Consider the following 16,230-nt stretch of genomic DNA (forward strand, 5'->3'; position numbering starts at 1 on the left):
GGGCTCAGCCGTGCAGTTCCTTGTGTGCGCGGGCCAGCTCCTGATAGTGCGCGGCGTTCTGCTGGACGCCGGCGAACTCCGCGTCGCTGAGCTCGCGGCGGACCTTGGCCGGCACGCCGGCGACCAGCGAGCGCGGCGGGATGTGCGTGCCCTCCAGCACCACGGCGCCGGCGGCGATCAGGGAGCCGGCGCCGATGACCGCCCCGTTCAGGATGGTGGCGCTCATGCCGATCAGGCAGTCGTCCTCGACCGTGCAGCCGTGCACGACAGCGCTGTGGCCCACGCTGACCCGGGCCCCCACCGTGCAGGGGAATCCCGGGTCCGCGTGCAGCACCACGTTGTCCTGCAGGTTGGTCCCTGCGCCCACGGTGATCGCGGCGGTGTCTGCCCGGACGGAGACGCCGTAGAAGGCGCTGGAGTTCTCGGCGAGGGCCGCCTTGCCGATTACCGATGCGCTCGGGGCGATGAAGGCGGATTCGTGGACGGCCGGGGTATCGCCGGCGAAAGCATAAAGAGGAGCCATGCGTCCAGCCTAGGTCACAGGCTCCGGCCCCCGGCCCGGCGCCCCCGCATCCGTTGCGCTATCACTTGTGGTCGTTCTCAGCGCTGGGAGCCACCACAAGTGATAGCGCAACGGATGGGGGTCAGGCGGGGGAGCGGAGAACTGTCACGCCCTGGCCGGGAAGAACGACGGCGATCGGCGCGCCGGGCGCGGCGACGCGTTCCAGCTCACGCACGACGCCGTCCCAGTCCTCCGGCGGCAGTCCGGCAAGGGCGTCGACCGCCCAAACCGACGGGAACGCCGAGTCAGCGAACGGCAGGGGCGCCGGACCCGCCACCGAGGCTTCGAGCCCGTGCGCCCGTGCCGCATGGATATTCTCTTCGGACGGGTCCACGCCGGTGAAGTGGATGCCGGACTGGACAAAGCGCAGCCCGTCCGTGCCCCGCCCGCAGGCCAGGCCCAGCACAGCCTTGCGGCCTTCGGCTTTGAGCAGGGCCACGAACTCAGTGAGCGGGTCTTTCGGGGAAAGTGCCATACCCCTATTCAATGACCGGGATCAGTTGAAAACAACCGTCCGGTTCCCGTCCAGCAGGACCCGGTGCTCGGCATGCCACTGCACGGCCTGGGCCAGGGTGCGGCCCTCCACGTCCCGGCCCATTTGGACAAACTGTTCGGCAGTGCGCCGGTGATCCACCCGGATGACTTCCTGCTCGATGATGGGCCCCTCGTCCAGGGCGGCGGTGACGTAGTGGGCGGTGGCTCCGATGAGCTTCACGCCGCGGGCGTGGGCCTGGTGGTAGGGCTTGGCTCCCTTGAAGGAGGGCAGGAAGGAGTGGTGGATGTTGATGGCCTTGCCGGTCAGCTGCTGGCAGAGTTCGTCCGAGATGATCTGCATGTAGCGGGCGAGGACCGTGAGTTCAATATCGTGCTCGGCCATCAGTGCCCGGAGCTGGTCCTCGGCCTGGTCCTTGGCGGACGCCGTGACCGGAATGTGGTGGAACGGGATGCCGTAGAACTCCGCCAGGCCCGCCAGGTCCCGGTGGTTGGACACGATGGCCGGGATCTCGATCGGCAGGGTGCCGGAACGCTGCAGGAACAAGAGGTCATTGAGGCAGTGCGCGGACGTGCTGGCCATCAACAGGGTCCGGATTTTCCGGCCGGCCGGGTTGAGGTTCCATTGCATTCCGAACGCCAGGCCCACGGGTTCCAGCGCCGCCCGCAGTTCCGGCTCCGGGACCGCCGTCGTGGCTTCCACGCGCATAAAGAACGTGCCGGTGCCCTGGCTGCCGTACTGCTGCGAGTCCGTAATATTGCAGCCCGCCACGAGCAGCGCCCCCGCGACGGCGTGCACGATCCCGGGGCGGTCCGGGCAGGAAAGGGTCAGGATATAGGAAGCGGTCAGCTGGGTCTCAGTCACGCAAGACAGCCTACCCGCGCCCGCACGGGGGCCGCGTCCGGGCCGCCGGGCTGGGGTATTCTGGATGGGTCGCAACTGGCGTTGGGTGGTTAACCACCAGGGAGCGGCACACACGAAGACCACGGATCGTACGCCTGGGCCGAGGGTCATGTTTTCCGGTTGGCAGCCCGCCGCTGCCCGCCCGCCGCCGGCATCCCACCAGGATCCGGCCCCTTGCACGGCCCCGTGTCCGGGGCCGTAACCTAGGGGCGCCGCTGCGGGCCAGCCGGTAACCTGACCTTAAGCAGTGCCCGTTGCCTAGCCAGGAGTACCCCGTGACCACGTCTCTTCGCCTTTCGTCCGCCGCCGTGAGCAACCAGCCACTGGCCGACCTTGACCCCGAAATCGCCGCCGTCCTGGCCCAGGAGCTGGGCCGCCAGCGCGGCACCCTGGAAATGATCGCCTCCGAAAACTTCGCTCCGCGCGCGGTCATGGAAGCCCAGGGCTCGGTCCTGACCAACAAGTACGCCGAGGGTTACCCGGGCCGCCGCTACTATGGCGGCTGTGAATACGTCGACATCGCCGAGCAGTTGGCAATCGACCGGGTGAAGGAGCTCTTCGGGGCCGAATTCGCCAACGTCCAGCCGCACTCGGGCGCCCAGGCCAACGCCGCTGCGCTGTCCGCGATGATCACCCCGGGGGACAAGATCCTCGGGCTGTCCCTGGCCCACGGCGGCCATTTGACGCACGGCATGAAGTTGAACTTTTCCGGCAAGCTCTACGAGGTCGCCGCCTACCAGGTCGAGCAAGACACCTTCCGCATCGATATGGACAAGCTCCGCGAACAGGCCATCGCCGAGAAGCCCCAGGTCATCATCGCCGGCTGGTCCGCCTACCCGCGCCAGCTGGACTTCGCGGCCTTCCGTTCGATCGCCGACGAGGTGGGCGCACTGCTCTGGACCGACATGGCGCACTTCGCCGGGCTCGTGGCCGCCGGCCTGCACCCGAGCCCGGTGCCGCACTCCGACGTCGTCACCTCCACCGTGCACAAGACCCTCGCCGGGCCGCGCTCCGGTGTGATCCTGGCCAAGAAGGAGTGGGCCAAGAAGATCAACTCCAACGTCTTCCCGGGCCAGCAGGGCGGGCCGCTCATGCACGTGATCGCGGCCAAGGCAGTGGCCTTCAAGATCGCCGGAACGGAGGAATTCAAAGAACGCCAGGAACGCGTCCTGGAAGGCGCCCGGATCATCGCCGACCGCCTGAACCAGGCCGACGTGTCCATCGCCGGCGTGTCCGTCCTGACCGGCGGCACCGACGTGCACCTCGTCCTGGTGGACCTGCGCAACTCCCGGCTGGACGGCCAGCAGGCCGAAGACCTCCTGCACTCGGTCGGCATCACGGTCAACCGCAACGCCGTGCCGTTCGATCCGCGCCCGCCCATGGTCACATCCGGGCTCCGCATCGGCACCCCGGCCCTGGCCACCCGCGGCTTCGGCGCCGCGGAGTTCACGGAGGTCGCCGAGATCATCGCCACCGCCTTGAAGGCCGGCTCCGCCACCGACGTCGAGGCGCTCCAGTCCCGGGTGGACAAGCTCGCCGCAGACTTCCCGCTGTACCCGCAGCACGAGCAGTGGTAGCCATGACTTCCGCAGAGACCGCAGCGACGGCCAACACCGCGCAGATCCTCGACGGCAAAGCCACCGCCGCCACGATCAAGGCCGAACTGACCGAACGCGTCGCCGTGCTCAAAACCCACGGCATCGTCCCGGGCCTGGGCACCATCCTCGTGGGCTCCGACCCGGGCAGCACCTGGTATGTCGGCGGCAAGCACAAGGACTGCGCCGAGGTGGGCATCACGTCCATCCGGCGTGACCTGCCGGTGGAAACCAGCCAGGACGAGCTCCTGGCGGTGGTCCGGGAGCTGAACGAGACCCCCGAGTGCACGGGTTACATCATCCAGCTCCCGCTGCCCGCGCACATCGACCAGGACGTCATCCTGGAGGCCATGGATCCGGACAAGGACGCCGACGGCCTGCACCCGATGAACCTGGGCCGGCTCGTAGCCAACGTCAGCGGCCCTCTGAAGTCGCCGCTGCCGTGCACCCCCAAGGGCTGCGTGGAGCTCCTGACCCGGCACGGCATTGATCTGAACGGCAAACGGGTGCTGGTGGTGGGCCGGGGCGTCACCATCGGCCGCCCCGTGGGACTGCTGCTGACCCGCAAGGACGTCAACGCCACCGTCATCCTCGCCCACACCGGCACCCGGGACCTGCCCGCCGAACTCCGGCAGGCCGACGTCGTGATCGCTGCCGCCGGGCAGCCGCACATGATCAAGGCGGCGGACCTCAAACCCGGCGCGATCGTGCTCGACGTCGGTGTCAGCCGCGTCGATGACGGCTCCGGCAAGGCCGTGGTGACCGGAGACGTGGAACCCGCGGCTGCCGGCGTGGCTGCCTGGCTGTCCCCGAACCCCGGGGGCGTGGGCCCGATGACCCGCGCCATGCTGCTGGCCAACGTGGTGGAAACCGCGGAACGCCACCTGGCAGAGACGGCCGCCCCGGCCGGCGCCTAAGCTCTCCCCGTCCGGGACGCCCCTCCTTCGGGAGGCGGCGTCCCGACCGCGTTAAGCCGCGGAGGCAGCGGAACCGCCAAACGTCTGGATTTTCTTCCGGGGAGGCCTGTTCCCGCGGGGCCCGATCCATTAGCGTGACTCGGGTGCCTGAACTCGATGCGAAAGAATCCGCCCGCAAGGAAAGCCCCGTGAGCCGCTCCGCCGACGCCGCACCGCCACAGTATGTGATCACGGCCGAGAACCTGACAAAGCGCTATGGCGACGTCGCCGCCGTCGACGGGATCTCCTTCTCCGTACCCGCCGGTGAGGCGTTTGGCCTGCTCGGCCCCAACGGCGCCGGCAAGTCCACCACCATGAAGATGATCGGCGCGGTGTCCCAGCGGACGTCCGGAACCCTGAGCATCATGGGCCTGGACCCGGACCGGAACGGACCGGAAGTGCGGGCGCACCTGGGCGTGGTCCCGCAACAGGACAACCTTGATGAAGAACTCAAGGTCCGGGACAACCTCCTGGTCTATGGCCGCTACTTCGGGCTGCCCATGAGCTACCTCAGGCCCAAAGCCGATGAACTGCTCGAATTCGCACAGCTCACCGACAAAGCCGGCGCCAGGGTCGATGCGCTCTCCGGCGGCATGAAGCGGCGACTTACGATCGCCCGGTCCCTGATCAACGAACCCCGGATCCTGCTCCTGGACGAACCCACCACCGGGCTGGACCCGCAGGCCCGGCACATCCTTTGGGACCGGCTGTTCCGGCTCAAGGAACAGGGCGTCACCCTGATCCTCACCACCCACTACATGGACGAGGCCGAGCAGCTCTGCGACCGCCTGATCGTGGTGGACAAGGGCAGGATCATGGCCGAGGGGTCGCCCGCCAGCCTGATCCGGGACTACTCCACCCGCGAAGTCCTGGAGTTGCGGTTCGGCTCCGAACGCAACCCCACCGTGGGCGCCGAACTTGAGGGAATCGGCGAACGGCTCGAGACACTGCCGGACCGCGTCCTGATCTACGCCCACGACGGCGAGGACGCGCTGGAGCAGGTCACCGCCCGGGGTCTGCGGCCGGTGACCTCGCTGGTGCGCCGTTCCTCGCTGGAGGACGTCTTCCTGCGCCTGACCGGCAGGAGCCTCGTTGAGTAGGCCGGAAGCTGGGCCGCCTGCCCTGCGCGCCCACCCCCCGGAGGTATCGGCCGCCCGTGCCCGGCGCTGGGGTGCCGTCTACTATGCCGAGCACGTCCTCCGGGTAATGAAAACCTACAGCTGGACGATCATCCTGTACGGCGTCGGGCAGCCGGTCGCCTACCTCTTCGCGATGGGCGTGGGTCTGGCGACGCTGGTGGACACCACCTCCGCCGCCGGCTTCGGCGACGTCAGCTACCTCACCTTCATCGCGCCGGCGCTGTTGATCTCGGCCGCGGTAATGACGGCGGCGAACGAGTTCACCTATCCCGTGATGGACGGTTTCAAATGGCGCCGGGTCTACTACGGGCCACACGCCTCCCCGCTGACCCCCGGGCAAATCGCGATGGGTCAGGTTCTCGCCGTCACGGTGCGCCTGGTGCTGCAGTCCGCCATCTACTTCGTGGTGGTGGCGCTGTTCGGCGCCGCACCGGGCGGCTGGGGCTGGGTCTCGATCCCGGCCGCCACCCTCGCCGGGCTGTCCTTCGGACTGCCGCTGATGGCCTACGCCGCTTCGATCACGCAGGACAAAGGCCAGTTCGCCATGGTGATGCGCTTTGTGGTGATGCCCTTGTTCCTGTTCTCCGGAACCTTCTTCCCCCTGGACACCCTGCCGCTCACCGTCCGCTGGATCGGCTGGATTTCCCCGATCTGGCACGGCACCGAACTGGGCCGGGTGGTCAGCTACGGCTACCAGGAGGCTCCGTTGCTGACCCTCACGCACCTGGTCTTCCTGCTGGCTCTCGCGGTGGCCGGCTGGGTCCTGACCAAGCGCCAGTTCGTCAAGAGGATGGCCGGATGAGCGCCGCCACCACCAGCCACGGCGCCGCGGAGGGCGTACGCAACCGGAAGTTCGGGCCGCTGTACTCCCGGAACGTCCGTGCCGTCGTCGCCCGCGGATTGATGGCCACAAAGAGCAGCAACTGGATGCTCATGGTCTCCGGGTTCTTCGAACCTGTGCTGTACCTGATCTCCATGGGGGTGGGCCTGGGCGCGGTCGTCGGGAACGTGGCAGGCCCGGGCGGGGAGCCGATTTCCTACGCCGCGTACATCGCGCCGGCGCTGCTGGCCGTCTCGGCAATGAACGGCGCCGTTTACGATTCCACCTGGAACGTGTTCTTCAAGATGAACTTTGCCAGGCTCTACCAAAGCATGCTCTACACCTCGCTGGGGCCGATCGACGTCGCACTCGGGGAGATCTTCCTGGCGCTGCTGCGCGGCCTTTTGTACGCCACCGGGTTCACCGCGGTGATGGGGGTGATGGGCCTGATCACCACGCCGTGGGCTGTCCTGCTGATACCGGCTGCGGTGCTGATCGCTTTCGGATTCGCAAGCTTCGGCATGGGCATCACGAGCTTCATGAAGACGTTCCAGCAGATGGACTGGATCAATTTCGTGATGCTGCCGATGTTCCTTTTCAGCGCCACCTTCTATCCGCTCAGCGTCTACCCGCAGGCCGTCCAGTGGTTCATCCAGGCGATGCCGCTGTGGCACGGGGTGGAGCTGCTGCGCCAGATCAGCGTGGGCGCCTTCACCCCCGCCACAGCGCTGCATGTGGGCTACTACCTCGCCATGATTGTCCTGGGCCTGACCCTCACCACCGGCCGGCTCCGGGCATTGTTCCTGAAGTAGCCTCGTTCCGGCGCACAACGGATCCGGGCTGTGCCCGTTCGCCCCGGGTGGAAGTGCAGCACCGGGTCCGGACAGTTTGCGATAATTGGCTCATGCAATCTCTGGGCAACCCCGCGTCCTCCAAACCGTCCGCGAACGGCACCGCCAAGTTCTCCATGTTCCGCATCAGCGGACCGGGGATGATGGTGTTCATCATCGCCTTCGTCGTCGCGGTCCTCTTCGCCGCGAACCAGAACGAGGTAGTCGGGTGGATCGTGGCGATCATCGCCGGTTTCTGGCTCGCCCTGGCCGCCTTTGTGGTCTTCAGCATCCAGAAGGCAGCCAAGAAAGCCGGAGCCAAGCTAACGGAAGCACATAACGCCTTCAACGCAGCAGCCGGCCGGTCGCCGTCCTCGGGCAGCGTTGACTCCGGCGGCACCCGGCTGGTGGAGGTCCGCCGCGAGGCGGACGACGTGCGGGACCTCAAGCTCGACCACTCGTTCAAAATCGTGCAGGTGCAGATCCGCGTCGTGGAACAGGAACGGGCAAAAGGCGCCGCCGCGGACCAGGAGACCATCCGCCGGGCGCTCGAGACGATCGAGATCACCGCCACCAATGCCCGGGACATGATCAAGTCCCCGGGCGGCACCGACGAACCCGTATCCGGAACCATTGTCGACTAGAGTGGATCGGGTGATCCCGGCATTGAAGAAGGACGACCTTCGCATCGCGACAGTGAACGTCAATGGCCTCCGGGCCGCCTATCGAAACGGCATGGCAGAGTGGCTGGAGCCTCGCGAAGTAGACATCCTCTGCCTGCAGGAGGTCCGCGCACCTGACGCGATCGTCCACCAGCTGCTCGGCGAGGGCTGGTACATCCTGCACGCGGAAGCCGAGGCCAAAGGCCGCGCCGGCGTCGCCATCGCGTCCCGGCTCGAACCCCTGCAGACGCGCAACGGCATCGGCGATGACTACTTCGCCACCGCGGGCCGCTGGGTCGAAGCCGACTACATTGTCCGCAACGCAGCCGGTGAAGCATCGCAACTCACAGTCGTCAGCGCCTACGTACACTCCGGCGAGGCCGGCACCCCGAAGCAGGACGACAAGTTCCGCTTCCTCGACGCCATGGAAATCCGGCTCCCTGAGCTGACCAAGCACAGCGACCACGCCCTCGTGGTGGGCGATCTCAACGTCGGCCACACCGAACGGGATATCCGCAACTGGAAGGGCAACGTCAAACGTGCTGGCTTTCTCCCGCAGGAGCGGGCATACTTCGACCGGTTCCTCGGCGAGGAGATCGGCTGGAAAGACGTGCACCGGGGCCTGGCGGGCAGCGTCGATGGCCCCTACACCTGGTGGTCGCAACGGGGACAGGCGTTCGACAACGACACGGGCTGGCGCATTGATTACCATCTGGCCACACCCGGTTTCGCTGCTTCGGCTGTGACAGCCGTCGTCGACAGGGCGCCATCCTGGGACACCCGCTTCTCCGACCATGCCCCGCTGGTAGTGGACTACCGGCTCTAAGTCCGAAGGTTTTAATCACCATGACTAGCTCAACCGCTGCCGCACCCAAGAAACGCATCCTTTCCGGAGCCAAGCCCACGGCGGATTCCCTGCACCTGGGGAACTACATCGGTGCCGTGCGCAACTGGGTGGACATGCAGTCCGAATACGACGCAGTGTTCTTCATCCCGGACCTGCACGCCATCACCGTCGATTTCGAACCTGCAGAGCTGGCCAAGCGGACCCGGGTGGTGGCTGCCCAGTACATCGCGGCCGGCATCGATCCGGACAAGTCCATCTTCTTCGTGCAGTCGCACGTTCCCGAACATGCACAGCTGGCCTGGGCGCTGAACTGCATCACCGGGTTTGGCGAAGCATCCCGCATGACGCAGTTCAAGGACAAGACCCAGAAGTCCGGAGCGGAAGCGGCCACGCTGGGCCTGTTCGCGTACCCCACCCTGATGGCCGCCGACATCCTGCTGTACCAGACGGACCTGGTGCCGGTGGGCGAAGACCAGCGCCAGCACCTGGAGCTCACGCGCAACCTGGCGCAGCGCTTCAACACCCGCTTCGGAGAGACGTTCACCGTGCCCGAAGCGACCATCCTGAAGGCCAGCGCCAAGATCTACGACCTCCAGAACCCGGCAGCCAAAATGTCCAAAACGGGCGAGTCGCCCAACGGATCCATCCAGTTGCTCGAAGACCCCAAGGTCGCGGCCAAACGCATCAAATCCGCGGTGACGGATGCAGGAACGGAGATCCGCTTCGACGCGGAGGAGAAGCCTGGCGTGTCAAACCTGCTCACCATCTACTCGACGCTGACCGGCAAAACCGTCCCCGACCTGGAAGCCGAGTACCAGGGCAAGATGTACGGTCACCTGAAAACGGACCTGGCCGGCGTGATGGTGGACTTCATCACCCCGTTGCGGAACCGGACCAACGAACTGATGGCCGATCCCGCAGAGCTGGACAGGCTGCTCGCCCAGGGCGCAGAGCGTGCCCGGGAGATTGCCTCGGTCACGCTGGCCCGCGTCTACGAGAACATGGGTTTCCTGCCGTCGCTCAGCCTGGCCGGGGTCCGCTAGCGCAATGTCCTCCGTCAGCAAAGTCGCCGCCCACACGCCGGAACGCGCCACCGCGCGCACGGGCAGCAGCACCGCACCGGAACGGCGGGACGCCCGGGGCACCGGACAGCGCAGCGACGGCATCAGCATCGGCGTGATCCTGGGGTTCCCCACGGACGTCGCCGAGGAGCTCCAGCGCTGGCGCGCGTCCTTCGGCGACCCCATGGCCGCCATTATCCCCGCCCACATCACCCTGGTGACAACCACCATGACGCAGGACTGGGACGCGACCCGGGACCACGTGCGGACCGTCGCGAGCCGGCAGGCGCCGTTCACGGTGACCATCGCCGGCACCGGCTCCTTCCGCCCGGTCTCCCCGGTGGTGTTCCTGAACGTTGAGGACGGCTTCGATGACTGTGTCAGCCTGCACCGCGAACTCCAGAGCGGGCCCCTGGAACGTGAGCTGCCGTTCGCGTACCACCCGCACGTCACCGTCGCCCACGACGTCGCACCGGAAAGCCTGGATGAAGCCGAAACGGCACTCAAGGATTACAGTGCCACGTTTCCGGTGGCTAGCATGGGACTTTACGAACACGACGACAATGGCATCTGGCAGCTACGGGAAGAACTAGACTTTGGGACCGAACCCGACCACCACCGAGGCGAGGATGGCGCCGCAGGCGCCCGCTAAGCCGCCCCTTCCCACCGATCTGGCCGGGCTCAAGCTGGAAGTCATCCGCAAGAGGCTTGACTGGGGCAAGTCCCGACGCTCCGGCGCCGGGGGAATAGCCGCACTGCTGGCGATGGTGCCGTGGCTCCTTGCCCGGCTCAACACCCTGCGCCCCCTGCGGGCCTTCCAGCACTACAACCTCCAGCGCGGCCCGCTGATGAGCGCCGGGATCGGTTTCCGGATGTTCTTCTCGATCACCGGTCTGCTGGCCACCGGCTTCTCGCTGGCAGGCCTGTTCCTGAGTGGACAGCCGGCGCTGCTGGACCAGATCATCAAAAGCGTGGACACGGCGGCGCCGGGCCTGCTGAAGGTCGACGGCGGTGAGGGCCTGGTCGATCCCTATCAGCTGCTTAACCCCTCCGGCCTGGGCTGGACCGCCGTGATCGCCGCCGCGGTGACGATTTTCACCGCGCTGGGCTGGATCAGCGGCATCCGCGACGGCGTCCGGGGCATGATGCAGCTCGGTCCGCGCGGCATTAATCCGCTGTTGCAGATACTGCGCGACGTCGGCACGCTCCTCCTGCTCGGAGTGGCCCTTGTCATCAGCTCAGGGGCTTCGCTGGTGTTCGGTACCGCCGCCGACTGGGTAGCCGGGCAACTGAACCTCGATCCGCTGATCGCCTGGCCCCTGACGACGTCCGTCACAGTTCTGGTGCCGCTGTTCCTCGGCTGGGGGACCGCCTTGATCATGTTCCGGCTGGCAGCGGGCCTCAAGCTGGCCCGGCGCTCCCTCCTGGAGGGGACCATCCTCGCCGCGGTGGGTACCACCGTGCTGCAGATTTTCAGCACCCAGCTGCTGGCCAGTGCGGGCAGAAATCCCATTCTGGCGCCCTTCGCCATCATCATCGGCCTGTTGATCTGGTTCAACCTGGTCAGCCAGGTCTACCTGGTTTCCGCCTCGTGGGTTGCTATCCGCGAGCGGGACCTCGGCCAGCAGGGCGGCGCACGGAAGACCGGGTGGGGTGCCCGCCGGGTCCAGCCGGGCAAGACGCCCGTGGAGAACGGCGAAAGCCCGCGCCCGGCCGCAGCTACCCGGTGGCGTCGAGGTACTGGTCGGCCCAGGCCGAGATAATCTTTGCAGCGCGAGCCGCCTGGCCCTTGCCGGTCAGGAGGTGGTCGCTGCCCTCCAGTGAGACGAAACTGCGCGGATGGCGGGCGGTCTGGAAGATCGTGCTGGCGTTCTCGATGCCCACCGTGTTGTCCGTGGGGGAGTGCAGCACCAGCAGGGGTTTGTGCAGCTGCCGGATGCAGTCTGTCAGGTCGGCATGTTCCAGATCCTCCACGAAATGCCGGCGGATCTCCACACGCTTGCCGCCCAGGTCCACCTCGGCGCTGCCCTCGCTCAGGATACGGTCCAGGGCGGCGTCAAAGACGTGGGCCACGTGCTTGGGCGAGAACGGGGCGCCCACGGTGGCCACGGCGTCGAGCTCCGGGATATTCCGCGCGGCCGCGAGCACCGCGGCTCCGCCGAAGGAATGCCCCACCAGCAGCGAGACCGGCCGGCCCGAGTCGCGCATGAATTCTGCGGCCTTCACGGTGTCCGCCACCTTGTGGCTGAAGGATCCCTCGGACCACAAACCGGCCGATTCGCCCAGGCCCAGGTTGTCGAAACGGAGCATGCCAACCCCGTTGTCTGCCAGCGCCTTGCATATTCTCGATGCCGAGGGGCTGTCCTTGCCCAGGGTGAAGCCATGCGAGAACACACCCCAGCCTTTGACCTTCCCCTCGGGGAGATCGATCACGCCGGAAAGGATTTCCCCGGTGGAACCCGGGAACGAGACTTTTTCGGAGCGGGACACATGGGCCTTTCAAGAGGGGGATACGACGACGGCGCCCCCACCGTCGGAGGTGGGAGGCGCCGTCGTCGGAGTGCGGACCGCGAGCTAGACTGCGCGGGACAGGATGGCCTGCTTGACCTCTGCGATCGCCTGCGTGACCTGGATGCCGCGCGGGCATGCCTCGGTGCAGTTGAAGGTGGTGCGGCAGCGCCACACGCCTTCCTTGTCGTTGAGGATCTCCAGGCGCATGTCGCCGGCATCATCGCGGGAATCGAAGATGAAGCGGTGCGCGTTGACGATTGCCGCCGGGCCGAAGTACTGCCCGTCGGTCCAGAACACCGGGCACGATGAGGTGCACGCGGCGCACAGGATGCACTTGGTGGTGTCGTCGAACCGCTCGCGGTCCTCGGCGGACTGCAGGCGTTCCTTGGTGGGCTCGTGGCCGCGGTTGATCAGGAACGGCATGACCTCCCGGAATGACTGGAAGAACGGCTCCATGTCCACGATCAGGTCCTTCTCCACGGGGAGGCCCTTGATCGGTTCAACGGTGATGGGCTTGGACGTGTCCAGGTCCTTCAGGAGGGTCTTGCACGCGAGGCGGTTGCGGCCGTTGATGCGCATGGCATCGGAACCACAGACGCCGTGCGCACAGGAACGGCGGAAGGAGACGCTGCCGTCGATCTCCCACTTGATCTTGTGCAGGGCATCCAGCACACGGTCCGTCCCGTACATGGTGACGTTGAAATCATCCCAGGTGGACTCGTCGGAGACCTCCGGGTTGTAACGGCGCACGCGCAGGTGCACATCGAAGGAGGGAATGTCCCCCCCGCCCCCGACGTGGGCGGGCAGTTCGATCTTGGAGGCTGGCTCAGCAAGTTCAGCGGTCATCTTAGTACTTCCTCACCATCGGCTCGTAACGCGTAAAGACCACCGGTTTGGTGGCTAGCCGGATGCCCGCAATCGCCTCAGCGGAACCGTCCGCCGGAGCATGGTCATCCTTGTACGCCATGGAGTGCTTCATGAATTTGTCGTCGTCACGCTCGGGGAAGTCCTCCCGGAAGTGGCCGCCGCGGGATTCCTCCCGGTGCAGGGCCGCCACCGTCATGACCTTGGCCAGCTCCAGCAGGAAGCCCAGCTCCACGGCCTCGAGCAGGTCCAGGTTGAAGCGCTTGCCCTTGTCCTGGACGCTGATGCGCTGGTACCGCTCCTCGAAGGAGGCAATGTCCGTGAGCACCTGGTTCAGGGTGTCCGCGGTGCGGAACACCTGCATGTTGGCGTCCATCGTGTCCTGGAGTTCCTTGCGGATCACAGCGACCTTCTCGGTCCCGTCAGCAGTGCGGACGTGCTCCAGCAGGTCCAGCGTGTAGGCCTCCGGGTCAGCGGGAAGCTCCACGAAGTCCGCGGTCTTGGCGTATTCTGCAGCGGCGATGCCCGCGCGCTTGCCGAAGACGTTGATGTCCAGCAGCGAGTTGGTACCCAGCCGGTTGGAACCGTGCACGGAAACACAGGCGACCTCACCGGCGGCGTACAGGCCCGGGACGACGGTGTCGTTGTCCTGGAGGACCTCGGCGGTGATGTTGGTGGGGATCCCGCCCATGGCGTAGTGCGCCGTCGGGAAGACCGGAACCGGCTCGGTGTACGGCTCGACACCGAGGTAGGTGCGGGCGAACTCGGTGATGTCCGGGAGCTTGGCGTCGATGTGCGCCGGCTCCAGGTGCGTCAGGTCCAGGAGGACATAGTCCTTGTTCGGGCCGCAGCCGCGTCCCTCACGGACTTCGTTGGCCATGGAGCGGGCCACGATGTCGCGGGGGGCGAGGTCCTTGATGGTCGGGGCGTAGCGCTCCATGAAGCGCTCACCCTCGGAGTTGCGCAGGATCGCGCCTTCGCCGCGGGCAGCCTCGGAAAGGAGGATGCCCAGGCCGGCCAGGCCTGTCGGATGGAACTGGTAGAACTCCATGTCTTCCAGGGGGATGCCGCGGCGGAAGGCAATGCCCATGCCGTCACCGGTGAGGGTGTGGGCGTTGGACGTGGTCTTGAAGACCTTGCCGGCGCCGCCAGTGGCGAACACCACGGACTTGGCCTGGAAGATGTGCAGTTCCCCGGAAGCGAGGTCGTAGGACACGACGCCGGCCACGCGCTTTTGCTTGTAGGGGGTGCCGTCCTCGCGGACAGCGTCTTCCTCGACCGTGAGCAGGTCAAGGACGTAGTACTCGTTGTAGAACTCCACGTTGTGCTTGACGCAGTTTTGGTACAGCGTCTGCAGAATCATGTGGCCGGTGCGGTCGGCGGCGTAGCACGCACGGCGGACCGGGGCCTTGCCGTGATCGCGGGTGTGGCCGCCGAAGCGGCGCTGGTCAATCCGGCCCTCGGGCGTGCGGTTGAACGGCAGGCCCATCTTTTCCAGGTCCAGGACGGCGTCGATCGCTTCCTTCGCCATGACCTCGGCCGCGTCCTGGTCAACCAGGTAGTCGCCGCCCTTGATCGTGTCGAACGTGTGCCACTCCCAGTTGTCTTCCTCGACGTTGGCCAGGGCCGCACACATGCCGCCCTGGGCCGCACCGGTGTGGGAGCGGGTGGGGTACAGCTTGGTCAGGACCGCTGTTCGGGCGCGCTGACCTGATTCGATCGCCGCGCGCATCCCGGCGCCACCGGCACCGACGATGACGACGTCGTACTTATGGACCTGCATACCAGACGCTCTTTCTCTCAAAATTCTCTAAACAACACCGGCCGGCGGAGCCGGGCCAGTGACATCTCGTGGAGATCCGTGCCTGCACCGGGCAGGCACGGATCGGTTGCCGCTGGGGCTGCGCCGCTACGGTGCGGGGCAGAAGCCGCCCGGCAGCTGGACGCCGTTGACCACGGGGCACGGGTCAAACGTGAAGATGACCAGGGTGCCCAGGATGACGATGGCGGAGGCTGCGGCGAACAGCACAATCTTCAGCCACAGGCGCGTGGCGTCCTTTTCGGCGTAGTCGTTGATGATGGTGCGCACACCGTTCGTGCCGTGGAGCATGGCAAGCCAGAGCATGGCCAGGTCCCAGATCTGCCAGAACGGGTCGGCCCACTTGCCGGCGACAAAGCCGAAGTCGATGGCGTGGATGCCCTCGCCCACCATGAGGTTCACGAACAGGTGGCCGAAGATGAGAACCACCAGGACCACGCCGGAGAGCCGCATGAAGAGCCATGCCAGCATCTCGAAGTTGCCCTTGGAGGAACCGCTGCGGTTGTACTGCGGGGCGATGCGGCCTGCGCCGACCTTCGCCGCACGCGGGGTCTGGATCTGCGTTGCTTCCATGGCTAGTGACCTCCGAGAGCGAGGGAAAGGTGGCGGATGGAGAAGCCGACCATGACGACGACCCAGAGGGCCAGGACCGTCCACAACATCTGGCGCTGGTACTTCGCGCCCTTCTTCCAGAAGTCGACGGCGATGATCCGCAGGCCGTTGAAGGCGTGGAACACGATCGCTGCGACAAGGCCCGTTTCACCCAGGGCCATCAAGGGGTTCTTGTAGGCACCGATCACGGCGGTGTAAGCCTCCGGGGAGACACGCACCAATGAGGTGTCCAGCACATGGACCAACAAGAAGAAAAAGATCACTACACCGGTAATGCGGTGTCCAACCCAGGACCACATGCCTTCACGGCCGCGGTACAAGGTGCCAGCTGGTTTTGTCGGCACTGAATAAACCTCCCTGCAACACAGCGGCGCTGGCATGGGATCCACGCGGGGGGAACGCCTGCTGCGAGAGCACTCGTAAGCTCAAGCCTAAATCTAGGCTTCGCTACCAGCTTATTCAATTCAACCACCCATTGGTGACGGCGCTTGGCGGGTTTTTGCTGGCTTTTGAGACGAACGCCACATCCGCAGCCCCCGCCGCCGGTCCGGAAGCC

General features: G+C 66.3%; 18 protein-coding genes and 1 riboswitch. Of the genes, 10 read left to right on the plus strand and 8 right to left on the minus strand.

Translation table 11 applies throughout. The annotated features are described in order from the left end of the window. Positions 1 to 4: 4 nt before the first annotated feature. The 3 genes from RCH15_RS02700 to purU all read right to left on the minus strand — a co-directional run bounded on the left by RCH15_RS02700 (position 5) and on the right by purU (position 1,919). A complete protein-coding gene (locus RCH15_RS02700) occupies positions 5 to 523 on the minus strand; it encodes a gamma carbonic anhydrase family protein (protein ID WP_326957799.1) in 519 nt (172 codons plus the stop codon). Positions 524 to 644: 121 nt separating this feature from the next. Beyond that, positions 645 to 1,037, minus strand: coding sequence for a class I SAM-dependent methyltransferase (locus RCH15_RS02705; protein ID WP_326957801.1), 393 nt, complete (start codon positions 1,035 to 1,037; stop codon positions 645 to 647). Between the two features lie 21 nt (positions 1,038 to 1,058). Then, a complete protein-coding gene (gene purU, locus RCH15_RS02710; RefSeq protein WP_326957803.1) occupies positions 1,059 to 1,919 on the minus strand; it encodes a formyltetrahydrofolate deformylase in 861 nt (286 codons plus the stop codon). Between the two features lie 61 nt (positions 1,920 to 1,980). Further along, positions 1,981 to 2,066: riboswitch (ZMP/ZTP riboswitch) on the plus strand. Positions 2,067 to 2,233: 167 nt separating this feature from the next. Here purU and glyA point away from each other — a divergent pair. The 10 genes from glyA to RCH15_RS02760 all read left to right on the plus strand — a co-directional run bounded on the left by glyA (position 2,234) and on the right by RCH15_RS02760 (position 11,631). Continuing rightward, entirely contained in the window at positions 2,234 to 3,535 is a 1,302-nt protein-coding gene (gene glyA / locus RCH15_RS02715) for a serine hydroxymethyltransferase (RefSeq protein WP_326957805.1), read from the plus strand. A 2-nt stretch (positions 3,536 to 3,537) separates the two neighbouring features. Next, entirely contained in the window at positions 3,538 to 4,470 is a 933-nt protein-coding gene (locus tag RCH15_RS02720) for a bifunctional methylenetetrahydrofolate dehydrogenase/methenyltetrahydrofolate cyclohydrolase (protein WP_326957807.1), read from the plus strand. 188 nt (positions 4,471 to 4,658) lie between these two features. Continuing rightward, positions 4,659 to 5,609, plus strand: a complete 951-nt coding sequence (locus RCH15_RS02725; protein WP_326958458.1) for an ABC transporter ATP-binding protein — start codon at positions 4,659 to 4,661, stop codon at positions 5,607 to 5,609. Next, a complete protein-coding gene (locus RCH15_RS02730; protein ID WP_326957809.1) occupies positions 5,602 to 6,450 on the plus strand; it encodes an ABC transporter permease in 849 nt (282 codons plus the stop codon). Before RCH15_RS02725 ends, RCH15_RS02730 begins: the two co-directional genes overlap by 8 nt. After that, on the plus strand, positions 6,447 to 7,280 hold the full coding sequence (locus RCH15_RS02735; RefSeq protein ID WP_326957813.1) for an ABC transporter permease: 834 nt from the start codon (positions 6,447 to 6,449) through the stop codon (positions 7,278 to 7,280). The genes RCH15_RS02730 and RCH15_RS02735 overlap by 4 nt, the downstream gene beginning before the upstream one ends. A 92-nt stretch (positions 7,281 to 7,372) precedes the next feature. Continuing rightward, on the plus strand, positions 7,373 to 7,942 hold the full coding sequence (locus RCH15_RS02740; RefSeq protein ID WP_326957815.1) for a hypothetical protein: 570 nt from the start codon (positions 7,373 to 7,375) through the stop codon (positions 7,940 to 7,942). Between the two features lie 10 nt (positions 7,943 to 7,952). After that, positions 7,953 to 8,786 carry an exodeoxyribonuclease III gene (locus RCH15_RS02745; protein ID WP_326957816.1) on the plus strand — a complete coding sequence of 278 codons (834 nt, stop codon included), beginning with the start codon at positions 7,953 to 7,955 and terminating at the stop codon, positions 8,784 to 8,786. A 20-nt stretch (positions 8,787 to 8,806) separates the two neighbouring features. Beyond that, entirely contained in the window at positions 8,807 to 9,850 is a 1,044-nt protein-coding gene (gene trpS, locus RCH15_RS02750) for a tryptophan--tRNA ligase (RefSeq protein ID WP_326957818.1), read from the plus strand. A 4-nt stretch (positions 9,851 to 9,854) separates the two neighbouring features. After that, a complete protein-coding gene (locus RCH15_RS02755; protein WP_326957820.1) occupies positions 9,855 to 10,520 on the plus strand; it encodes a 2'-5' RNA ligase family protein in 666 nt (221 codons plus the stop codon). Continuing rightward, positions 10,465 to 11,631 (plus strand): YihY/virulence factor BrkB family protein, encoded by a 1,167-nt coding sequence (locus RCH15_RS02760; protein ID WP_409017107.1) that lies wholly within the window; start codon positions 10,465 to 10,467, stop codon positions 11,629 to 11,631. The genes RCH15_RS02755 and RCH15_RS02760 overlap by 56 nt, the downstream gene beginning before the upstream one ends. Here RCH15_RS02760 and RCH15_RS02765 read toward each other — a convergent pair. From RCH15_RS02765 to sdhC, 5 genes are all read right to left on the minus strand, one after another. Next, positions 11,588 to 12,358 (minus strand): alpha/beta hydrolase family protein, encoded by a 771-nt coding sequence (locus RCH15_RS02765; protein ID WP_326957823.1) that lies wholly within the window; start codon positions 12,356 to 12,358, stop codon positions 11,588 to 11,590. The two genes, RCH15_RS02760 and RCH15_RS02765, sit on opposite strands and share 44 nt — an antisense overlap. A gap of 84 nt (positions 12,359 to 12,442) precedes the next feature. Next, the gene (locus RCH15_RS02770) at positions 12,443 to 13,225 is read right to left on the minus strand and encodes a succinate dehydrogenase iron-sulfur subunit (RefSeq protein WP_326957825.1); all 783 of its coding nucleotides are present in this window, start codon (positions 13,223 to 13,225) and stop codon (positions 12,443 to 12,445) included. 1 nt (position 13,226) lies between these two features. Then, positions 13,227 to 15,026: a succinate dehydrogenase flavoprotein subunit gene (sdhA, locus tag RCH15_RS02775; protein ID WP_326957827.1), complete on the minus strand. Its 1,800-nt coding sequence runs from the start codon at positions 15,024 to 15,026 to the stop codon at positions 13,227 to 13,229. Positions 15,027 to 15,152: 126 nt separating this feature from the next. Further along, positions 15,153 to 15,635: a succinate dehydrogenase hydrophobic membrane anchor subunit gene (locus RCH15_RS02780; RefSeq protein ID WP_326957829.1), complete on the minus strand. Its 483-nt coding sequence runs from the start codon at positions 15,633 to 15,635 to the stop codon at positions 15,153 to 15,155. Positions 15,636 to 15,637: 2 nt separating this feature from the next. Continuing rightward, positions 15,638 to 16,018, minus strand: a complete 381-nt coding sequence (gene sdhC / locus RCH15_RS02785; RefSeq protein WP_082576094.1) for a succinate dehydrogenase, cytochrome b556 subunit — start codon at positions 16,016 to 16,018, stop codon at positions 15,638 to 15,640. Between the last annotated feature and the right edge of the window lie 212 nt (positions 16,019 to 16,230).

The organism is Arthrobacter sp. MP_M4, assembly GCF_035984855.1.
GTDB lineage: Bacteria > Actinomycetota > Actinomycetes > Actinomycetales > Micrococcaceae > Arthrobacter.

Excerpts from the sequence above, each read along its gene's own strand:
- sdhA (WP_326957827.1), bottom strand. The coding sequence starts at position 15,026 with ATGCAGGTCCATAAGTACGACGTCGTCATCGTCGGTGCCGGTGGCGCC.
- RCH15_RS02700 (WP_326957799.1), bottom strand. The coding sequence starts at position 523 with ATGGCTCCTCTTTATGCTTTCGCCGGCGATACCCCGGCCGTCCACGAA.
- RCH15_RS02740 (WP_326957815.1), top strand. The coding sequence starts at position 7,373 with ATGCAATCTCTGGGCAACCCCGCGTCCTCCAAACCGTCCGCGAACGGC.
- RCH15_RS02705 (WP_326957801.1), bottom strand. The coding sequence starts at position 1,037 with ATGGCACTTTCCCCGAAAGACCCGCTCACTGAGTTCGTGGCCCTGCTC.
- trpS (WP_326957818.1), top strand. The coding sequence starts at position 8,807 with ATGACTAGCTCAACCGCTGCCGCACCCAAGAAACGCATCCTTTCCGGA.
- RCH15_RS02735 (WP_326957813.1), top strand. The coding sequence starts at position 6,447 with ATGAGCGCCGCCACCACCAGCCACGGCGCCGCGGAGGGCGTACGCAAC.
- RCH15_RS02780 (WP_326957829.1), bottom strand. The coding sequence starts at position 15,635 with ATGGAAGCAACGCAGATCCAGACCCCGCGTGCGGCGAAGGTCGGCGCA.
- RCH15_RS02770 (WP_326957825.1), bottom strand. The coding sequence starts at position 13,225 with ATGACCGCTGAACTTGCTGAGCCAGCCTCCAAGATCGAACTGCCCGCC.
- RCH15_RS02720 (WP_326957807.1), top strand. The coding sequence starts at position 3,538 with ATGACTTCCGCAGAGACCGCAGCGACGGCCAACACCGCGCAGATCCTC.
- RCH15_RS02755 (WP_326957820.1), top strand. The coding sequence starts at position 9,855 with ATGTCCTCCGTCAGCAAAGTCGCCGCCCACACGCCGGAACGCGCCACC.